The organism is Pseudomonas nicosulfuronedens, assembly GCF_005877905.1.
In the GTDB taxonomy this organism is placed as follows: Bacteria; Pseudomonadota; Gammaproteobacteria; order Pseudomonadales; family Pseudomonadaceae; genus Pseudomonas; species Pseudomonas nicosulfuronedens.
Genome location: NZ_SWDV01000003.1, coordinates 62,490 through 81,618, shown reverse-complemented (window position 1 = coordinate 81,618; position 19,129 = coordinate 62,490). Strand labels below are relative to the sequence as shown.

General features: G+C 65.0%; 21 protein-coding genes. 9 read left to right on the top strand and 12 right to left on the bottom strand.

Translation table 11 applies throughout. The features are described 5' to 3' along the window. Positions 1-630, bottom strand: coding sequence for a LysE family translocator (locus FAS41_RS04290; RefSeq protein WP_138520403.1), 630 nt, complete (start codon positions 628-630; stop codon positions 1-3). Between the two features lie 60 nt (positions 631-690). Beyond that, the gene (locus tag FAS41_RS04285) at positions 691-1,140 is read right to left on the bottom strand and encodes a YcgN family cysteine cluster protein (RefSeq protein ID WP_138520402.1); all 450 of its coding nucleotides are present in this window, start codon (positions 1,138-1,140) and stop codon (positions 691-693) included. A gap of 236 nt (positions 1,141-1,376) precedes the next feature. Here FAS41_RS04285 and FAS41_RS04280 point away from each other — a divergent pair, with 236 nt between their 5' ends. Beyond that, positions 1,377-1,970, top strand: a complete 594-nt coding sequence (locus tag FAS41_RS04280; protein ID WP_054907202.1) for a nitroreductase family protein — start codon at positions 1,377-1,379, stop codon at positions 1,968-1,970. 133 nt (positions 1,971-2,103) lie between these two features. Here the strand turns inward: FAS41_RS04280 and FAS41_RS04275 are convergent, their stop codons facing one another. From FAS41_RS04275 to rnd, 3 genes are all read right to left on the bottom strand, one after another. Then, a complete protein-coding gene (locus FAS41_RS04275; RefSeq protein WP_138520401.1) occupies positions 2,104-3,036 on the bottom strand; it encodes a D-2-hydroxyacid dehydrogenase in 933 nt (310 codons plus the stop codon). A 249-nt stretch (positions 3,037-3,285) separates the two neighbouring features. Next, positions 3,286-3,579 carry a YcgL domain-containing protein gene (locus FAS41_RS04270; protein ID WP_138520400.1) on the bottom strand — a complete coding sequence of 98 codons (294 nt, stop codon included), beginning with the start codon at positions 3,577-3,579 and terminating at the stop codon, positions 3,286-3,288. A 50-nt stretch (positions 3,580-3,629) separates the two neighbouring features. Further along, complete coding sequence (rnd, locus tag FAS41_RS04265) at positions 3,630-4,820, bottom strand: ribonuclease D (RefSeq protein ID WP_138520399.1); 1,191 nt, start codon at positions 4,818-4,820, stop codon at positions 3,630-3,632. Positions 4,821-4,903: 83 nt separating this feature from the next. On the opposite strand from rnd, the gene FAS41_RS04260 reads away from it, so the two are divergent. Continuing rightward, on the top strand, positions 4,904-5,965 hold the full coding sequence (locus FAS41_RS04260; RefSeq protein ID WP_138520398.1) for an SMP-30/gluconolactonase/LRE family protein: 1,062 nt from the start codon (positions 4,904-4,906) through the stop codon (positions 5,963-5,965). 22 nt (positions 5,966-5,987) lie between these two features. Here the strand turns inward: FAS41_RS04260 and FAS41_RS04255 are convergent, their stop codons facing one another. Continuing rightward, on the bottom strand, positions 5,988-6,782 hold the full coding sequence (locus FAS41_RS04255) for a lysophospholipid acyltransferase family protein (RefSeq protein ID WP_138520397.1): 795 nt from the start codon (positions 6,780-6,782) through the stop codon (positions 5,988-5,990). A gap of 78 nt (positions 6,783-6,860) precedes the next feature. On the opposite strand from FAS41_RS04255, the gene FAS41_RS04250 reads away from it, so the two are divergent. The 4 genes from FAS41_RS04250 to FAS41_RS04235 all read left to right on the top strand — a co-directional run bounded on the left by FAS41_RS04250 (position 6,861) and on the right by FAS41_RS04235 (position 10,614). Next, the gene (locus tag FAS41_RS04250; protein ID WP_138520396.1) at positions 6,861-7,715 is read left to right on the top strand and encodes a sulfurtransferase; all 855 of its coding nucleotides are present in this window, start codon (positions 6,861-6,863) and stop codon (positions 7,713-7,715) included. 116 nt (positions 7,716-7,831) lie between these two features. After that, entirely contained in the window at positions 7,832-8,485 is a 654-nt protein-coding gene (locus tag FAS41_RS04245; RefSeq protein WP_138520395.1) for a tetratricopeptide repeat protein, read from the top strand. 182 nt (positions 8,486-8,667) lie between these two features. Continuing rightward, on the top strand, positions 8,668-9,147 hold the full coding sequence (locus FAS41_RS04240) for a hypothetical protein (RefSeq protein WP_138520394.1): 480 nt from the start codon (positions 8,668-8,670) through the stop codon (positions 9,145-9,147). Between the two features lie 189 nt (positions 9,148-9,336). Continuing rightward, positions 9,337-10,614 (top strand): outer membrane protein transport protein, encoded by a 1,278-nt coding sequence (locus FAS41_RS04235; protein ID WP_138520393.1) that lies wholly within the window; start codon positions 9,337-9,339, stop codon positions 10,612-10,614. A gap of 74 nt (positions 10,615-10,688) precedes the next feature. On the opposite strand, the gene FAS41_RS04230 is transcribed toward FAS41_RS04235, so the two are convergent. Continuing rightward, positions 10,689-11,258 carry a MarR family winged helix-turn-helix transcriptional regulator gene (locus tag FAS41_RS04230; RefSeq protein WP_138520392.1) on the bottom strand — a complete coding sequence of 190 codons (570 nt, stop codon included), beginning with the start codon at positions 11,256-11,258 and terminating at the stop codon, positions 10,689-10,691. Between the two features lie 114 nt (positions 11,259-11,372). Between FAS41_RS04230 and FAS41_RS04225 the strand changes: the two genes are divergently transcribed. Further along, positions 11,373-11,597, top strand: a complete 225-nt coding sequence (locus FAS41_RS04225) for a glutaredoxin family protein (RefSeq protein WP_138520391.1) — start codon at positions 11,373-11,375, stop codon at positions 11,595-11,597. 11 nt (positions 11,598-11,608) lie between these two features. Then, positions 11,609-11,890, top strand: coding sequence for a Rho-binding antiterminator (locus FAS41_RS04220; RefSeq protein WP_138520390.1), 282 nt, complete (start codon positions 11,609-11,611; stop codon positions 11,888-11,890). 15 nt (positions 11,891-11,905) lie between these two features. On the opposite strand, the gene FAS41_RS04215 is transcribed toward FAS41_RS04220, so the two are convergent. Continuing rightward, on the bottom strand, positions 11,906-12,445 hold the full coding sequence (locus tag FAS41_RS04215; protein WP_138520389.1) for a DUF2058 domain-containing protein: 540 nt from the start codon (positions 12,443-12,445) through the stop codon (positions 11,906-11,908). Between the two features lie 162 nt (positions 12,446-12,607). Between FAS41_RS04215 and FAS41_RS04210 the strand changes: the two genes are divergently transcribed. After that, entirely contained in the window at positions 12,608-13,540 is a 933-nt protein-coding gene (locus FAS41_RS04210) for an aspartyl/asparaginyl beta-hydroxylase domain-containing protein (RefSeq protein WP_138520388.1), read from the top strand. 140 nt (positions 13,541-13,680) lie between these two features. Here FAS41_RS04210 and mazG read toward each other — a convergent pair whose 3' ends face one another. The 4 genes from mazG to cysM form a co-directional block, all read right to left on the bottom strand. After that, positions 13,681-14,514, bottom strand: a complete 834-nt coding sequence (gene mazG / locus FAS41_RS04205; protein ID WP_138520387.1) for a nucleoside triphosphate pyrophosphohydrolase — start codon at positions 14,512-14,514, stop codon at positions 13,681-13,683. Next, positions 14,507-16,765 carry a GTP diphosphokinase gene (gene relA / locus FAS41_RS04200; protein ID WP_138520386.1) on the bottom strand — a complete coding sequence of 753 codons (2,259 nt, stop codon included), beginning with the start codon at positions 16,763-16,765 and terminating at the stop codon, positions 14,507-14,509. The genes mazG and relA overlap by 8 nt, the downstream gene beginning before the upstream one ends. An 89-nt stretch (positions 16,766-16,854) precedes the next feature. Next, positions 16,855-18,225: a 23S rRNA (uracil(1939)-C(5))-methyltransferase RlmD gene (gene rlmD, locus FAS41_RS04195; RefSeq protein WP_138520385.1), complete on the bottom strand. Its 1,371-nt coding sequence runs from the start codon at positions 18,223-18,225 to the stop codon at positions 16,855-16,857. Position 18,226: 1 nt separating this feature from the next. Next, positions 18,227-19,126: a cysteine synthase CysM gene (gene cysM / locus FAS41_RS04190; protein ID WP_138520384.1), complete on the bottom strand. Its 900-nt coding sequence runs from the start codon at positions 19,124-19,126 to the stop codon at positions 18,227-18,229. Positions 19,127-19,129: the final 3 nt, after the last annotated feature.

Here is a 19,129-nt window from a genome sequence, read left to right as displayed (position 1 = left end):
TCAGCGCCGGCTGCTGAATGCCAGGCCGACACCCATGGCGACGATCAGCCCACCCGAGGCAGTCTGCTGCCAGCGCCGCCAGGACGGATTGCTGCCCACACGGTTGCCGACGCGCCCGGCAACCACCGACACCACGGCGTTCACCAGGCAGCCGCCGAGGTTGAACAGCAGGCCGAGGCAGAGGATCTGCAGCACGAAGTTCGGGCTACCGGCGGGCACGAACTGCGGCAGGAAAGCGAGGAAGAACAGCGCCACCTTGGGATTGAACACGTTGACCATCATGCCCTGCAGGAACACCCGGCTCAGGCGCGCGGGCTCAAGCTCCGTGCGCTTCTGCTCACGCCAGGCGCCCCGGATCAACTGCACGCCGAGCCAGACCAGGTAGAGCGCACCCAACCACTTGAGAACGCCGAAGGCCACGCTGGACATCATCAGCAGCGCCGACAGCCCGAACGCCGCAGCCAGCATGTGCACCACGCAGCCGGCGCCGATCCCGAGCGTCGACATCAGGCCGGCCGCCGTGCCCTGAGCGGCCGAACGCGAGGCGACGTAGAGCATGTCCGGGCCGGGCGTGAGGTTGAGCGCAAGGGTGGCGATGAAGAACAGACTGAGGCTTTCGAGGCTGGGCATGGCGCGGCTCCGGGGCGGAAGACGCGCAGCATGCCATGGGCGCCCAGAGCGACGGAAGGCTCAGCCGGCGCGGAAGATCAGGTGTTCTTCCCAGTCGTCTTCGGGCACCGAGCCCTCGGCGAGCATGCGTCCGGACTGCGAGATGCGCTCGTGGTGCACCGCATCCGGATCACCGCAGACGAGGTGGTGCCAGAGCGGCAAGTCCTTGCCTTCGGAGACTAGGCGATAGCCGCAGGTCGGCGGCAGCCACTGGAACTCGTCGGCCTGGGCCGGGGTGAGCTGGATGCAGTCGGGCACGCTGGCGCGGCGGTTGGCGTAGTCGGTGCAGCGGCAGGTCTTCAGGTCCAGCAGCTTGCAGGCGATGCGCGTGTAGTAGACGGCGCCGTCGTCCTCGTCTTCCAGCTTCTGCAGGCAGCACAGGCCGCAGCCGTCGCACAGCGACTCCCACTCTTCCTGGTCGAGCTGATCGAGGGTCTTGCGTTTCCAGAAGGGCTCTACTTTGGCGGCCATTTTTTGTACAGGGGCAATTTCACGGGGCGCAAAGTCTAAGCCCGCCGCGCTCGCAGGCCAAGTGCAGGCGACCATTGACCGCGCAGCGCTTGCCAGAGCGGGCCGCGCTGGTTAGTTTGACCGACCCACGGGTGCCTTCTACCAGTGCCGCACGCCACACCAGGCGCCCGTTCCCACCGCGATGCCCGGCCGACCACGGCACCATCGGCAGATTCCACGCCCTTCAAGGAGCCACCATGAGCGCCAATCCTCGCGTTTCCGAGCACCCCATCGACCCGCAATTCATCAATCGCTGGTCGCCCCGTGCCTTCAACGGCGAAGCCATTCCCCAAGAGACCCTGCTGAGCTTCATCGAGGCCGCGCGCTGGGCGCCGTCCTCCTTCAACTCGCAGCCTTGGCGCTTCCTCTTCGCCCTGCGCGACACACCGAACTGGCAGCGCTACCTGAACCTGCTGGGCGAATTCAACCGCGGCTGGGCGCAACACGCCTCGGCGCTGGTGGTGGTCCTGTCCAAGACTACCTTCGCCCCGCCTGGCTCCAGCGAAGAGAAGCCCGCCCTGTGGCACAGCTTCGACACCGGCTCGGCCTGGGGCTTTCTCGCGCTGCAGGCGAGCCTGGCGGGCTGGCACACCCACGGCATGGCCGGCTTCGACCGCGAGTTGGCGCGTACCGAACTGAAGGTCCCGGCGGACCATGAGATCCACGCGGTGATCGCCATCGGCAAGCTGGGCGACAAGTCGATCCTCTCAGAGAGCCTGCAGGCCCGCGAAGTGCCGAACGCCCGCCGCCCGCTGGCAGAAATCGTGGCCGAGGGTGATTTCTCGCTCTAATGCTACCTGTAGGAGCGAGCTTGCTCGCGAACCCCATAGCTCCGTGCCTTGCAGGTTGGCGAGCAACCTCGTTCCCACGAAAAGCCAAAAGAAAAGGCCCCGATCGGGGCCTTTTTCATGGGCGCGACAGCAGTCAGTAACCGCGGGAGAAATCCACCTCGCCACGCATGGCCTGCCCCGCCCAGAAACGCGTGAGGTTATCGCGGAACAGGTCGATCAGCAGGCTGGGCAGCGTCGGTGCTGCGGTGTGGCCGGTCAGCAGCAGGCGCGGCGTGTGCCAGAACGGATGCGAAGCCGGCAGCGGCTCCTGGCGGCAGACGTCGATCACCGCACCGGCCAACTGGTTGGCTTCCAGCGCTGCGACCAGGTCTTCGTCCACCACCGAAGTACCTCGTCCCGCGTTGAGGAACAGAGCGGTGGGTTTCATCCGCTGGAAAAGCGCCAGATTGTAGATATCCGCGGTTTCCGGCGTATCGGGCAGCAGGTTGATCACGTAATCGGCGGTTTCGGCCAGGCGCGGCAGGTCATCCAGACCGCCCATGCGGCCGAACGGCACCAGGGCGCGCGGGTTCTTCGCCACGCCAACCAGATCCACGCCAAAGGGCGCGAGCATGTGCGCCACGGCCTGGCCGATCTCACCGGTACCGACGATGAGGATCTGCCGGCCGCTGAGGCTACCCGGCGCGCGGTCATCCCACTGCACGCCGACCTGGCTGGCCAGGCGGCCGAGGAACTGGCGTTCGTGGGCAAGCATATAGGTGAGCAGGTATTCGGTCATGACCTGGCCGAAGATGCCGACGGCGCGGGTCAGGGCGTAATCCTTGGGGAGGTCGTCAGCCAGCAGCGGGGTGATGCCCGCCCAGCTGGACTGGATCCAGACCGGGTGCACGCCCTGGCGCAGCAGTTGGGCGGCCAGGTTGGGCTCGCCGAGCCAAACAGGGCACTCTGCCGCCGCTTCCACCAGGGTGTCGGGGTTGTTGCCGGAGATCACCGTCAACCGGGGTTCGGCCGCCATCAGCAGGGCGGCGTAGAGGGCGTGTTCGCGATCGAGTACGAGCAGGCGCATGGTCAGGCCTCTCGCTTCGAGCGGTGGAGCATTTCCGGCTGGCGCATCTTGACTCGCTTCAAGGGAGCTTCCCTGGGGAAATCGTCGTCAGTTCTAGGGAAGTCAGGCGGCTATAGACACAGCCAGAGACCAAGCGTTCCGCTCCGTTGAACCCTATTTCTCCGCGCATAATGCGCTCAGGCCGCGTATTTGCACAGTGCCAGCACTGGGCGTAGACGCGGCCTGAGCGGAGTGACGATTCGGTCGCGATCAGACTGGATCGTTTCGACGCAGCAACTCCTCGGGCAAATGCTCGATGTACTCGTCTTCGGCCGGCGGCATTTGCAGGTGGAAGCCCTGCTTCTCGATGTTCTCCAGTACCACGTTGATGTCTTCGCGGGCCAGCTGACGCTCGGGGCTCAGGACCAGATCGAAGGTGTGCTTCGGCGCGCCGAATGCGACGAGCAGCGCCTCGGGCACGCGGCTGAGGGCTTCGCGCTTGTCGACGTACAGGTACATCTCGTTCTTGCGCGGACTCTTGTAGATGGAGCAGATGCGTTTCATATCGGTACTTTCCGCGTTATGGAGTCGGCCGCGTTATTGAGTGGGCCATGTTATTCGGGAGTCTGGGCAGCCAGGCTGTCCAGCAGGGCCTGCCCCATCAGTTCGCGGCGCCAGCCTTGCAGCGAATCGGGCAGTTGGTAGGGGCCGTTGGGCCAGCCAGTCTTGAGCAAGGCCTCGAGAATCTTCTTGCGCAGCATCAGCTCGGGTGCCATTTCCAGACGCTCGGCCTGCTTCTGGCCGACTTCGCGCAGCTTCTTCAGCACCGGGGTGATTTCGCGCGGCAGCGGCTCAGGCAGGGTCTGTGGCCAGACCGCTTCGGGCAGCTTCGCCGCATGGGCCATCAGTGCGATCAGGGTGTCGCCATCCTGGCGCACGGTGCGTGGGTGCATGTCGTCAATACGCGCCAGGGCAACCTTGTCGGCCGGCTGGAAGCGCGCCAGCGGCCACAGGGTGTGCTCGCGCAGCACATGGTTGCGCGGTTTGTTGCGCAACCGCGCCTGCTCCTCGCGCCAGACACACAGCTCGCGCAGCACGGCCAGTTGTGGGCGATTGAGCTTCCACGCCAGCTTGACGTCGAGGTAAGCCTCCTGCGGGTCGCTGACACGGCTCTGGTTGTTCGTCAGGTCGGTGCCGTCGGCCAGCAGCCACTGCAGCTTCTCGTCGCTCAGGCGCGGCGCGAGCTTCACATAGACCTCAGCCAGGTGCTGCACGTCCTCGGCGGCGTAGCGTACCTGCATGTCGGTCAGTGGACGCTGCAGCCAGTCGGAGCGGGTTTCATCCTTGGGCAGGTCAAGGCCGAGGATTTCCAGCACCAACTTGGAGTAGCCCATGGAATGCGGCATGCCCAGGTAGGCGGCGGCCAACTGGGTGTCGAACAGCGGCTGCGGCAGGCTGCCGGTCAGGCGCTGGAAGACTTCCAGGTCCTCGCCGCAGGCATGGAACACCTTGACCACCACCGGCGATTCCAGCACGGCAGCGAACGGCGACCAGTCGCGGATCAGCAGCGGGTCGATCAGCCACACGCCGCTGCCGTCGCCAACCTGCACCAGCCCGGCGGCCGGGTAGAAGGTATCGACACGCATGAACTCGGTGTCGAGCGCGAGGTACGGCAGTTCTTTCCAGTCCTGGCACTTGCGCTCCAGGGTGGCATCGTCGCGAATCCACTGTATGTCGAGGACGGTCACGAACTTCTCCTTCGTTTCGGTGCGCGCATTATATAGAGATGCATGATGTGCGAGCATTCCACTCGGCCATCGGTCTGTGACGACTGCATGGCAACTTCTACGCTTTGCCCCGCCCACAACTACAAGAAGGCAGCTTGCGCATGAAAAAGCTTCTCGGACTGGTCGTCCTGCTGGTCGTAGCCCTCTCGGTCTACCTGGCGCTGACGCCCAGCCCCATCGACCCGCTGAGCTGGACGCCACCCAAGGCGCCAGCGATGACCGGCGTAATGGAACCCAACGACACGCTGATGAAGGCCGAACTCCTCGCCCAGGGCCAGATCGTCGGCCCCGAAGACACCGCCGTGGACAGCCAGGGCCGCGTTTTTGCCGGACTCGATGACGGACGCATCGTGCGCATCGGCGCCGATGGCAAGGCCGAAACCTTCGTCGAAACTGGCGGCCGCCCGTTGGGTCTGGCCTTCGACAAGGCTGGCAACCTGATCGTCGCCGACGCCTGGAAGGGCCTGCTGGAGATCAATCCGCAGGGCAAGATCCGCATGCTGACCGATTCGGCCGACGGTGTGCCCTTTGCCTTCACCGACGACCTGGACATCGCCAGCGACGGGCGCATCTATTTCAGTGATGCCTCCAGCCGCTTCCACCAGCCCGACTACGTCCTCGACCTGCTCGAAGCCCGCCCCCACGGCCGCCTGCTGCGCTATGACCCGGCCACCGGCAAGACCGAGACACTGCTCAAGGACCTGTATTTCGCCAACGGTGTGGCGTTGTCACAGAACGAGGACTTCGTGCTCGTCAACGAGACGTACCGCTACCGCATCACCCGCTACTGGCTCAAGGGTGAGAAGGCTGGGCAGCACGAGATCTTCATCGACAACCTGCCGGGCCTGCCGGACAACCTCGCCAGTGACCGCAGCGGCACCTTCTGGGTCGCCCTGCCTTCGCCGCGCAAGGCTGACGCCGACGTGATCCAGCAGATGCCCTGGCTGAAACGCCAGCTCACCAAGCTGCCGCGCGCCGTGCTGCCCAAGCCGGTGCCCTACGGCCTGGTGATCCAGGTGAACGAGAAAGGCGAGATCGTGCGCAGCCTGCACGACACCAGCGGCCAGCACCTGCGCATGGTGACGTCGGCCAAGCCGGTGAACGGCGTGCTCTACCTGGGCAGCCTGGAGAACGACCGCATCGGCCGGCTCCCTCTACACTGACGGCGCAAGCGGCACTGGCGCCTTAGGCCAGAGTCTGCTCCTTCAGGGCGGGCGTCGGTGCCAATACAGCCGCGGGTTCCAGCAGCTCCAGCATGCGCTCGCGCACCTCCCCCATCAGCGCATCGACGCCGTGCTCGGTGAACTGGGTGGAATCGATCGGCGCGCCGACGTGCACCTCCACCGGCATGCCGAGGTTCAGCTTCAGCCCCCCGGCCGGCAGCAATTGCTGGATACCGCGGATGGCCACCGGAACGATGATCGCGTCGGTCTGCTGGGCCAGGCGGAAGCAGCCCTTCTTGAACGGCTGCAGCTTGCCATCCTTGGAACGGGTACCCTCGGGCGCGGCCCAGAGCACGATGCCGCTCTCCATCATCTCCCGCGCCTTCGCCAGGTCAGCCATGGCCTGGTGGCGGTTGTGCCGGTCGATGGACGGAAACTCCGCCGCGCGCATCGCCGCGCCCCACACCGGCACCGCAAACAGCTCGCGCTTGGCCAACATGCGGATCGAACCGGGCAGGGTCACGAAGATCGCCGGGATGTCGTAGAAGCTGGAATGGGTGCAGAGGATCATGTAACGACGGCCATCACCGAAGTCCGGCACCTCGCCGTGGCGACTCAGGCGCGCCCCCGTCAGGCTCAGCAGGCTGCCTGACCAGTCGCGGGTAAAGCCGTCGACCTTGGCGCGGCGCAGCTGGCCGATGGCGCCCAGCACCAGGACCCGGACACTGTAGCCCAGGGTGATCAGAACGGTCGCCAGTCCCACCAGGGCGACGCGCAGCGGGCCCGCCTTGCGCGGTGCCGATTGCTGGTCGTGCATGTTCGCCAACTCCCACAACTTTTCATCGTACAAGCCTTATGATGCGCCTCAGCCCCGTCACGACACAGGAACGCGCCCATGACCCAAGCCCGCCTGCTCACGCCCGAGCAACTGGCCGCCCGCCTCGATGACCCGAATCTTGTCCTGCTCGATTGCCGCTTCTCCCTTGAAGACCCTGCCTACGGCGCGCGCAGCTACCAGGAGAACCACATCCCCGGTGCGCATTTCGCCGACCTCAACCGGGACCTTTCGTCCCCGGTGATCCCAGGCATCACTGGCCGCCATCCGCTGCCCGATCCGCAACACCTGCAGGAACACCTGCGTGCCTGGGGCCTGAACGCCGACAGTGAAGTGGTGCTGTATGACGATGGTCCCGGCGCCTTCGCCGCCCGTGCCTGGTGGCTGCTACTGTGGCTGGGCAAGAGCGAGGGCGTGTATCTGCTTGATGGCGGGCTGACCGCCTGGCGCAACGCGGGCCTGCGCCTGACGACCGCCGAAACGCCGCTGCGCCCTGGTGACTTCAAGGGCGAGCCGGACAACCGCCTGTTGATCAGCGCCAGCGAACTGGCCGCGAAACTCGGCGAGGCCGAACTGCCACTGATCGACGCCCGTGGCCTGCCGCGTTTCCGTGGCGAGGTCGAACCCATCGACCCGGTCGCCGGGCACATTCCCGGCGCCCAGTGCGCGGCCTTCACCGACAACCTCGGCAACGACGGCCGCTTCCTGCGCCCGGAACACCTGCACCAGCGCTTCGCCGGCCTGCTGCGCGGGCGCCCAGCAGAGGATCTGGTCGCCTACTGCGGTTCCGGTGTCACCGCCTGCCACAACCTGTTCGCCTTGAGCCTGGCGGGCTACCCGTTGGGTCGCCTGTACGCCGGTTCCTGGAGCGAATGGATCACCGATACGCGCCGCCCGGTGGCCAAGGGCGACTGATCTCCCCCGCTCTGGCGGAAAAAACGGAAGGCGCCTCACGCCAGCGCCTTCCGTTCCTATGGATAGGTGTCAGGGCATCGGTCAGACTCGTGCCCATTCTTCAAAGGAGTGATCCCATGCCTTCGCGCATCCGCCCAATCCTGCTCGCCAGCCTCCTGCTGGGCCTGTGCAGCACCATCCCCGTCCACGCCGCTGAACTGGAAGCGACGCCCTGCGCCATTCAGGACGAGTGGTCCGATCTCTACGGCGAAGACCTGGTGAAGGCCGCCAAGGCCGGCCATGCCAGCGCGCAGTACACACTCGGCCTGGAATACGACTCGGGCAGCGACGAGTACGACCAGGACTACGAGAAAGCGGCCTACTGGTACGAGAAGGCCGCCCAGCAGGGCCATGCCTGCGCCCAGTACAACCTCGGCAACGCCTACGACAATGGCGACGGTGTCGAACAGGACAACGCCAAGGCGGTGTACTGGTACCAGAAAGCCGTCGACCAGGGCGACAAGGATGCCCAGTACAACCTCGCGATCATGTACGAGAACGGCACTGGCGTGACCCGCAGCTACAAGAAGGCCTTCGCCCTCTATCTGCAGTCTGCCGAGCAGGGTGATGTGGATGCCGAGTTCCAGGTGGCGGAGAGCTACGCCAAGGGCCGTGGCGTGGCCAAGAACCCGGCACAGGCCCGTACCTGGTACCAGAAAGCGGCCGACCAGGGACACGAAGAGGCCGAGGAGAAGCTCTCGGCAATGCCGGAGTTACCGTCGAGCATCTAATCGCCAGAAGGCATATGAAGGCTTTCCGCGCCGACGAAACAATTTAAAAACAGTCCTTTACAGCATCTTCATCGCACTACACTTCAATTCGAGCGGCTAAGTCCGCTTCCGGCGGGGCCGAGGATAATCATCAGAAGCTGCCAAGACGCCCAGCCCCGCCGGTCATTGATGACGAGGATGTCATGGGAATCGCCGCGAACGATCTTTGCCAGTATGTGATTCGCCCTACCCTGCACTACCTGGGGCGTCACAGTGTCGCGGCCGAATCGCTGCTGCTGGGGGCAGCGGCCTGTCAGTCGGCGCTGGGGAGCGCCCTCGATGACAGCCATGGCCACGGGCTGTATCGCATTGGTGAACAACGGCACCAGACGCTCTGGGATGGATTCCTGGCGCTGGACCCCGAGCTGGCCAGCCGCGTCAGAGGGCTGGCCAGCCAGCATGCCTTCCTCGACGCACCGCACCTAGAACTCACGGTCAACCTGCGCTACAGCACCGCCATCGCCTGGATGCTGGTGGAGGCGGAACACCTGCACCTGCCGCTGGCGGACGACCCCATGGAGCTGGCCCGGATCTGGCGCCAGGTTTTCCATCCCCACGGCCGCCTGCACGACTTCGTCGACGCGTGGCACAGCTACGTCGGAAATTTCAGTCGCGTCGCGTAAGCATTTCGGCCAACTCCACTTAGTGACCGATCGGTCAGAAAAAATTTACATACAGCGACGAACGGCCGCCATCCCGATGGAACGTTCGTTTGAGCTTCAAGGCCCAAGGTAGAGCCTTTTTCCGGCACTACCCAAGTAAAGGGAATCTTGATAGCTTGCGCGCCGTTAAACACAGGAGTTGCTCTTACAATGAAAACAACATGGCTCAAGACCACACTAGCCCTGACCATTAGCGCTGCCTCTGCCCAGGCTTTCGCCAACGGCATCGCCATCAACGAGCAGAGCGCCAGCGGCGCCGGTACCGCCTACGCGGGCCGTGCTTCTTCGGCATTGGACGCCAGCACCATCTACGGCAACCCTGCCGGCATGTCCAAGCTCAAGCGCACTGAAGTCAGCGGCGGTCTCGCCGTTGTTTCCGCCAAGGACGACATCAGTGACGCCCACAGCACTGCCTCTGGCTCCAACAAGGGCGACTCCGTCCCGCTGGCTGCCGTGCCGTTCGGCTACTTCGTCACCCCGCTGGACGACAAGGTCAGCGTTGGCCTGGGCATCTATGTGCCCTACGGCATCATCAACGACTACGAAAGTGGCTTCCAGGGCCGTTCCCACGGTTCCTACAGCAAGGTCCAGGTGATCACCGTCCAGCCGACCATCAGCTACAAGTTCAACGACGTGGTGTCGGTCGGCTTCGGCCCGACCATCAACCGCATCGACGGCAAGCTGGAGAACAACCTCGCGACCAAGGGCCTGTTCGGCGCCACGGACGACACCAAGATCAGCATCAAAGGTGACGACACCGCCGCCGGCTTCAACGTCGGCCTGCTGGTCACCCCGACCGAGAGCACCTCCATCGGCGCGACCTACCACTCCAAGGTCAAGTACGAACTCAAGGGCCACACCACCGTCTCCAACTCCCCGGCCGGCCTGTTCGACTCGCGCATGGACGCGAGCCTGGACATCACCCTGCCCGAGTCCCTGGACCTGTCCGTCACCCAGAAGCTTGATGACCGCTGGACCGTCTACGGCGGCACCACCTGGACGCGCTGGAGCCGTCTGAAGTCCATCGAAGTGCAGAACACCGGCGCACCGCTGGCCGCTTTCGATACCATCGGTGAAGACCTGAGCTGGCACGACACCTGGTCGGCCGCGATCGGTACCTCCTACCAGTGGAACGACCAGTGGGTGCTGCGTACCGGCTTCGCCTACGATCCGTCGCCGACCACCAACGAGCACCGTACCGTGCGCATCCCGGTGGGCGATCGCAAGATCTTCACCCTGGGCGCCGGCTACTCGCCCAACGCCGACATGACTATCGACGTGGCTTACGCCTACCTGTGGGAGTCCACCGCCGGCGTGAACCAGCCGGACGGCCAGGAACTGGCAGGCCTGCAACTGCAGCCGGCCTACAGCGCCAAGTACGACAACAGCGCCCACGGCCTGACCGCGCAGATGACCTATCGCTTCTGATAGCTTCTGCGCCATGAAAAAGCCGGGCATCTGCCCGGCTTTTTCATGCCTGCGATTCTGCCAGAGAGGGCCGTTCAGGCCGCTTCATCGGGCGCCGCATGCTCGCGGCAGATCAGCCCGCCTTCGTGCGCATCCAGCCTTTCCCCCGTCAGCCCGCAGAGCGCGCCGTCCTCCCGTTTCTGGTGGAAGCGGCAGGTACGGCACAGGCCGAACCCCGGCACGTTTTCCTGGCGTTGCACGGTCGCCAGCAACTCCTGCAGCAGTTCGACCAGCAACTCGCTGCGCTCCCCCAATGACTCTTCGGCGCGGCGCAGGAAAGCCGGTGGCACCAGCGCATCGATCAGCCCCCTGCCCTCCTGCGTCAGCTCCAGGTGTACACTGCGGCGGTCCTGAGCGTCTGGTCGTTTCTCGATCAGCCCCTTGGCCTCCAGCGCCTTGAGCGACTGGGACACCGTGCCCTTGGTCAACCCGAGGAAATCCGTCACCCCCAACGGCGTGTTCGAATAGCGGTTGCAGCGAGCGAGATAATTCAGCGCGCTCAGCTGGATTGGCTGCAGATCGGCCATCAACGGCTGCTCGCGCGCCCAGGCGCGCATCAGGCTGGCGATGCGTTCGAGGTAGTCGTACAGGGTCGTATCGGTCATGAGCTAATCCTCCCGATAGATAGTATCGATCAAAAACCAGTTTGACAGAAGGCTCATTTCGATCGCAGACTCAACTGGTATCGAATCGATACTTAACTAATCAGGAGAACGATCATGAGCAAAACCGTTTACTACCATGCCGGTTGCCCCGTCTGCGTCGAAGCCGAGCGCGCGCTGCTGCCGTTGCTGAACCGCGAAGTCGAAGTGGTGCACCTGGGCGAACAGTCGCCGCGTGTGGCCGAAGCCGAGGCCGCCGGGGTGAAATCCGTACCGGCGCTGGTGGTCGATGGGCAGGTGCTGCACCTGAACTTCGGCGCCGCCCTGGCCGATCTGAAATAAGGCTGGCCGGCATGAGCCACTACCGGCCGCTGCACTGCGACCTCCATGACTATCTGGAAATCGCCTGCCTCTACCGCTACTGGCTGCGTATCGAGCTGCGTGAAGGCCTGGCGTTCGACGCCCAGGCCTTCACCACGCAGACGCGAAGGAGTGCGGGCGGAGTGCTGGAGGAATTTCTCGAGGTGCAGGTGGACGATGCCAGCCGGGAATTCCGGCTGGACCGTCTGCACGCCATCACGCCGCTGTCGGCGCAGGCGCTGTTTGGAAGGGTGGAGCTGAATGCAGCCCGCTGAGCGGCCGCAACGACCTCACCACATGAGGTCGTCGGGCACCACGTAATCCTTGTACGGATCGTCTTCATCCGGCTCGCCGCTGGGCTCGCTGAGGACGATGATGCGGCGCTCGTCGCGCTCCTGGATGCGCAGCGCGGCATCGCGCGGCACGATCTCGTAGCGACCGTCGTAGCTGACGATGGCCAGGCTGCCGCGGCTGAGCTTGTCGCGGATCAGGTCATTGACCGCGATGCGCTTGACCTTCTTGTTGTCGACGAAGTTGTAGTAGTCGTCCGATTCCAGCTTCGGCAGGCGCGTGCCCTCGATCAGTTGCTTGATCTGTGCGGCCTTGGCCTTCTTGTCGGCCTTCTCCTGCTGTTGGCGGTTCAGCTCGGCATCGCGTGCCTGTTTCTCGGCCTGGGCCTGCAGGGCTGCCTGACGCTGGCTGTCGTCCTTTTCTACCTGGTTCTTGTGCTCCAGGCGCTGCTGTTTCTGCTTCTGCTTGCCGGCCTGCTTGGCCTGCTTCTCGTTGACCAGTCCGGCTTTCAGCAACTGATCACGCAATGACATGCTCATGAATCAAGGCTCTCCAACAGCCCATAATGATGCAGGACAACTCCCAGACCAACGCATAGGTGCGGCGGGACCGTCCTCAGGGGGTATAATCCTCGGGCCTGTGCCAGCGCAGCGCAAGTGCCTGGCTCGAATTCACTCATCTGGAGCGGACTCGTTACCTCCATGCTGAAGCTCATCGTTCTCGCGATACTGGCCATTTTCCTCGTCGCCATCCTCTACGTGCACCTGCGCGGCAAGGTGCGGCTGCCCTTCCTGCGCCAGGTGGTGAACCACTCCGCCTGGTTCGCCCCCTACAACTCGCTGATGTACCTGAACTCCAGCGTGCCGTCCAAGCCCTACCTGGACCGCGAGCGCTTCCCCGAGCTCGACAAGCTGCGCGACAACTGGCAGATGATCCGCGAGGAGGCCGAGCAGCTGTTCGACGAGGGCTACATCCGCGACGCCCTGAACAACAACGAGGCCGGCTTCGGCTCCTTCTTCAAGAAGGGCTGGACCCGCTTCTACCTGACCTGGTACGACGGCCCCCTGCCCTCGGCGCAACAGCTGTGCCCCAAGACCGTGGAGCTGGTGAGCAGCATCCCCAACGTCAAGGGCGCGATGTTCACCCGCCTGCCACCGCGCAGCCACCTGAACAAGCACCGCGACCCCTACGGGGGTTCGCTGCGCTACCACCTGGGCCTGGCCACGCCAAACTCCGATGAATGCCGCATCTTCGTCGACGGCCAGCCCTACGCCTGGCGCGACGGCCAGGACGTGATGTTCGACGAGACCTTCGTCCACTGGGTGAAGAACGAGACGGACGAATCGCGCCTGATCCTCTTCTGCGACATCGAGCGCCCGCTCAAGTCGCCGCTGCTGACCCGCATCAACCGCCGCGTCAGCGCCTTCCTCGGGCGTGCCACGGCGCCGCAGAACGTCGAAGGCGAACGGGTAGGCGGGATCAACCAGGCCTACTCGGTGCTGATCCGCTTCGGCGACGCCGTGGGCAGCAAGGTGAAGGTGTTCAAGCGCGCCTATCCCAAGGCCTACCGCATCGGCCGACCGATCCTGGCCGTCGTGCTGCTGGTACTGATCCTGCGCTGGCTGTTCGGCTGATCGCTTTTTGTAGGAGCGAGCTTGCTCGCGAACAGAGTCTCCGGCCGCGCCGGCATCAAGTGGTTCGCGAGCAAGCTCGCTCCTACCAAGAGCCATGAAAAAGCCCCGCAATCGCGGGGCTTTTTCATGGCTGGAAGAACTTATCCACAGCTGAGCGGGTTCTTTTCGTCACGCTTGGCAGCGCCCCACAGCTCGTCCATCTCTTCCAGGTTGCTGTCTTCCAGCGTGCGTCCCTGGTCGCGCAGCGCCGTCTCGATATAGCGGAACCGGCGCTCGAACTTGGCGTTGGCGGCGCGCAAGGCGGTTTCCGGATCGACCTTGAGCTTGCGCGCCAGGTTGACCACCACGAACAACAGGTCGCCCACTTCCTCGGCCTGGGCCTCGGTGTCGCCGCCAGCCATGGCTTCGAGCACCTCGTCCAGCTCCTCGCGAACCTTGTCCACCACCGGCAGGGCATCGGCCCAGTCGAAGCCGACCTGGGAAGCGCGCTTCTGCAGCTTGGCGGCGCGGCTCAGTGCTGGCAGGGCGTTGGGCACGTCGTCCAGCAGGGACAACTGCACCGGTTCGGCGGCCTTGGCGGCGCGCTCCTCAGCCTTGAGCTCTTCCCAGCGTTGCTTGACCGCCGCTTCCGCCAGCTTTGCCGGGTCGGACTCACCGTACAGGTCGCCGTCGGGGAACACGTGGGGATGGCGGCGGATCAGCTTGGTGGTGATGCCATCGACTACCGCGTCGAACTCGAAGCGCCCCTCTTCCCGCGCCAGTTGCGCGTAGTAGACAACCTGGAAGAGCAGGTCACCCAGCTCCTCGCGCAGATGGTCGAAATCGCCGCGCTCGATAGCATCGGCGACTTCGTAGGCTTCCTCGAGGGTGTACGGGACGATGGTCGCGTAGCTCTGCTTCAGGTCCCAGGGGCAGCCGTGCTGCGGGTCGCGCAGCCGGGCCATCAGGTACAGCAGGTCGTCGAGCCTATGCATCCTTGGCACCCGCGCGATCACGCCGCGCCTCGATGATGTTGGGCAGTTGGGAGATGCGCGCCAGCAGACGACCCAGCGAATCGAGACCCGGGATCTCGATGGTCAGACGCATCACTGCGGTGTTGTCTTCCTTGTCCGAACGGGTGTTCACCGCCAGCACGTTGATGCGCTCGTTGAGCAGCATCTGCGAGACGTCGCGCAACAGGCCGGAACGGTCGTAGGCCCGGATGACGATATCCACCGGATAGGTGCTGACCGGTACCGGACCCCAGCTGACCTGGATGATCCGCTCCGGCTCGCGGCCGGCCAGTTGCAGCGCGGTGGCACAGTCCTGGCGGTGGATGGTGACACCGCGGCCAAGGGTGATGTAGCCGACGATCGGGTCGCCCGGCAGCGGCTGGCAGCAGCCCGCCATCTGCGTCAGCAGGTTGCCGACGCCCTGGATCTGGATGTCGCCGCGCTTGCCGTGGCCGATCTTGCTCGGCTTGCGCGGGATGAGTTCGAGCTGCTCGGTGCCGCGCTCCGGCTCCACCAACTGCTGTGCGTAGTTGACCACATGGGCCAGGCGCAGGTCGCCGGCGCCCAGGGCGGCGAACAGGTCTTCACCGGTCTTGTAGTTGGCCTTCTCGGCGAGCTTCTCGAAGTCCACCGGCGGCAGTGCCAGGCGGCCCAGCTCGCGCTCCAGCATGGCCTTGCCGGCGGCGACGTTCTGGTCGCGCGCCTGCAGCTTGAACCAGTGGACGATCTTCGCCCGTGCTCGCGACGTGGTGACATAACCCAGGTTCTGGTTCAGCCAGTCGCGGCTCGGCCCGCTCTGCTTGCCGGTGATGATTTCCACCTGCTCGCCGGTCTGCAGGCTGTAGTTCAGCGGCACGATACGGCCGTTGATCTTGGCGCCGCGGCAGTTGTGGCCAACCTCGGTATGCACGCGGTACGCGAAGTCCAGCGGCGTGGAACCCTTGGGCAGGTCGATGGCGTGGCCGTCAGGGGTGAAGACGTAGACCCGGTCGGGCTCGATATCCACCCGCAGCTGCTCGGCCAGGCCGCCGATGTCGCCCAGCTCCTCGTGCCATTCGAGCACCTGGCGCAGCCAGGAAATCTTCTCTTCGTAATGGTTGGAGCTGGCCTTGACGTCGGTGCCCTTGTAGCGCCAGTGCGCGCAGACGCCCAACTCGGCTTCCTCGTGCATGGCGTGGGTGCGGATCTGCACTTCCAGCACCTTGCCCTCGGGGCCGATCACCGCGGTATGCAGCGAGCGGTAGCCGTTTTCCTTGGGGTTGGCGATGTAGTCGTCGAATTCCTTGGGGATGTGCCGCCACAGGGTGTGCACGATGCCCAGCGCGGTGTAGCAGTCGCGCATTTCCGGCACCAGCACGCGCACGGCGCGCACGTCGTAGATCTGGCTGAAGTCCAGGCCCTTGCGCTGCATCTTCCGCCAGATGGAATAGATGTGCTTGGCGCGGCCGGACAGGTCCGCCTTGATGCCGGTGGCGGCCAGGGCGTCCTTGAGCTGCTGCATCACGGTGGCAATGTACTGCTCGCGGTCCAGACGGCGCTCGTGCAGCAGCTTGGCGATCTGCTTGTACTGGTCAGGCTCGAGATAACGGAAGGACAGGTCCTCCAGCTCCCACTTGATGTGGCCGATGCCCAGACGGTGGGCCAGCGGCGCGTAGATGTCGAACACCTCGCGGGCGACACGCATGCGCTTTTCTTCGTCGCCGTTCTTCACCGCGCGGATCGCGCAGGTGCGCTCGGCCAGCTTGATCAGCGCGACGCGCACGTCGTCGACCATGGCCACCAGCATCTTGCGCAGGTTCTCGATCTGCGCCTGGGTGCCGAGCACCAGGGATTGTCGCGGACTGAGACTGGTGCTGATCGCCGCCATGCGCAGCACGCCCTCGATCAGCTTGGCGACGACAGGGCCGAAGCGCTGCGCCACATCCTCGAGCTTGACCTTGCCCTCGCGCACACCACGGTAGACCACCGCGGCGACCAGCGACTCCTGGTCAAGCTTGAGGTCCGCCAGGATCTCGGCGATCTCCAGGCCCGTCTGGAAACTGGAGGTTCCGTCCGCCCAGGAGTTGTCAGCCGTGCTGACAGCCCTGTCTTCCACCTCGCGAGCGAACTCGCAGGCTTCCAGCAGGACCTGGCGATCCAGGCCCGGGACCAGGGTCTGGACATGGTCCAGCCAGGCCTCGAGATTGATGCTGCCGTCGGTGTTGACCGGCTGGTGCGCTCTCACCTGTACCATCGTGTCTACCCTTCCCCACGGTGCGCCACAACACACCGCTCACTGCGCCGGCCTTTCTTGCTTGAGCCGGTCGGATTGCGCAGGCCGTCCTAGCCTGCCTCGAACAAAGCCATGGCCTCGACATGGGCCGTCTGCGGGAACATGTCGAGAATGCCGGCGCGCTTCAGACGATAGCCCTGTCGGGCCAGCTCGCCAGCGTCGCGCGCCAGGGTCGCCGGGTTGCAGGACACATAGAGTACCCGCTCCGCGCCCAATGAACGCATCTGCCGCGCCGGCTCGAAGGCTCCGTCACGCGGAGGGTCGAGCAGCACGGCGGTGAAATCCTCCGCCGCCCAGGGGGCTTCGGCAAGCGGTTTCGTCAGGTCCGCCTGATGGAACCGGATATTGGCCAAGCCATTGGCGCGGGCATTGGCGGCAGCGCGCTCGACCATGGTCTGCACACCTTCCACACCCACCACCTCGCGCACCTGACTCGCCAGCGGCAGGGCGAAGTTGCCCAGGCCGCAGAAGAGGTCCAGCACACGCTCGTCGCTACCGGGTCTGAGCCAGTCGAGCGCCTGGGCAACCATTGCCTCGTTCACCGGCTCGTTCACCTGAACGAAGTCGCCGGGCCGGTAGGCCAGGGTCAGATTCCAGGCTTCGAGCCGGAAGCCGAGCTCGCGGTTCCCACTGTTTTCTGCACCGTCGGAGCAGAGCGTCGGTTCGCCGTCACCCTGCAACCACAGTTGCACATCCCGTGCCGAACAGAATTCCAGCAGTCGCGCGCGATCGCTATCGGACAAAGGTTCGATATGCCGCAGCAGCAACGCGCTGGAAGTACCGTGGAACAGCTCGACATGGCCGAGGCTCTGCGGCTTGGCGAAACCACGCAGCAACTCGGGCAGCTCGCGGGCAAGAACCTGCAGTTCAGGCACCAGCACCAGGCAATCGTCGAAGGCGACGATTGCCTGGCTGGCGGCGGCGCGGAAGCCGACGTCCAGGCGCTTGGCCTTCACGTCCCAGCGCACGGCGAGACGGGCGCGGCGGCGGTAGCCAAACTCCGGCCCGACCAGCGGTGCAGCCCACGCTTGCGGGACCAGGCCGGAGAAGCGCTCCAGTTGCTCCGCCAGGGTGCGCTGCTTGAGCGCCAGTTGATCGGCGTGGGACAGGTGCTGCAGGCTGCAGCCGCCACAGCTGCCAGCCACCGGGCAAGGCTCGGCGCGGCGATTGGCGGCAGCGGTGAGGATACGCTCGCTACGGGCGTCGACGATCTGCGCGCGAGCCGAAAGCACACGGGCTTCCACCGACTCACCCGGCAGGGCGTTGTCGACGAACCAGGTGCGTCCGTCGATGTGGGCAATGCCGCGGCCGTCGTGGGCCAGGCGCTCGATGTTCAGGCGCTGCTTCTTGCCCACCGGTACCGCAGGGCTGCGCGCTCCGCCGCTGGGCTGGAAGCGCAGGCCGGATCTCTGCTTGGCCATGTCAGTGGGAGTCGAACACGCCCGAGGACAGGTAACGGTCGCCACGGTCGCAGATGATCGCCACCAGGGTCGCGTTTTCCAGTTCGCGCGACAGGCGCAGCATGGCTGCCACCGCACCACCGGAGGACACGCCACAGAAGATGCCCTCTTCGCGGGCCAGGCGGCGCATCACGTCCTCGGCTTCGCTCTGCTGCATGTCGACGACGCGGTCGACGCGGGTAGCGTCGAAGATCTTCGGCAGGTACTCCTGCGGCCAGCGGCGGATACCGGGGATGGCCGAGCCTTCCATCGGCTGCAGGCCGACGATCTGCACGTTGGGATTCTGCTCCTTGAGGTAGCGCGACACGCCCATGATGGTGCCGGTGGTGCCCATGGAGCTGACGAAATGGGTGATCTCACCGCCGGTCTGCTGCCAGATTTCCGGGCCGGTGGAGTGGTAGTGGGCAATCGGGTTGTCGCCGTTGGCGAACTGGTCGAGCACCTTGCCCTGGCCTTCGCGCGCCATCTGGTCGGCGAGATCGCGAGCGCCTTCCATGCCCTGCTCCTTGGTCACCAGGATCAGCTCGGCGCCGTAGGCGGTCATGGCGGCCTTGCGTTCGGCGGTGGAGTTGTCGGGCATGATCAGGATCATGCGGTAGCCCTTGATCGCCGCCGCCATCGCCAGGGCGATGCCAGTATTGCCGGAAGTGGCTTCGATCAGCGTGTCGCCGGGCTTGATGTCGCCGCGCAGTTCGGCACGGGTGATCATCGAGAGCGCCGGGCGATCCTTCACCGAACCCGCGGGGTTGTTACCCTCGAGTTTCACCAGCAGGGTGTTGGAAGTTTCCCCGGCCAGGCGCTGCAGGCGCACCAGCGGGGTATGGCCGACGCAATCGGCGATAGTCGGGTACTGCACGGTCATGGA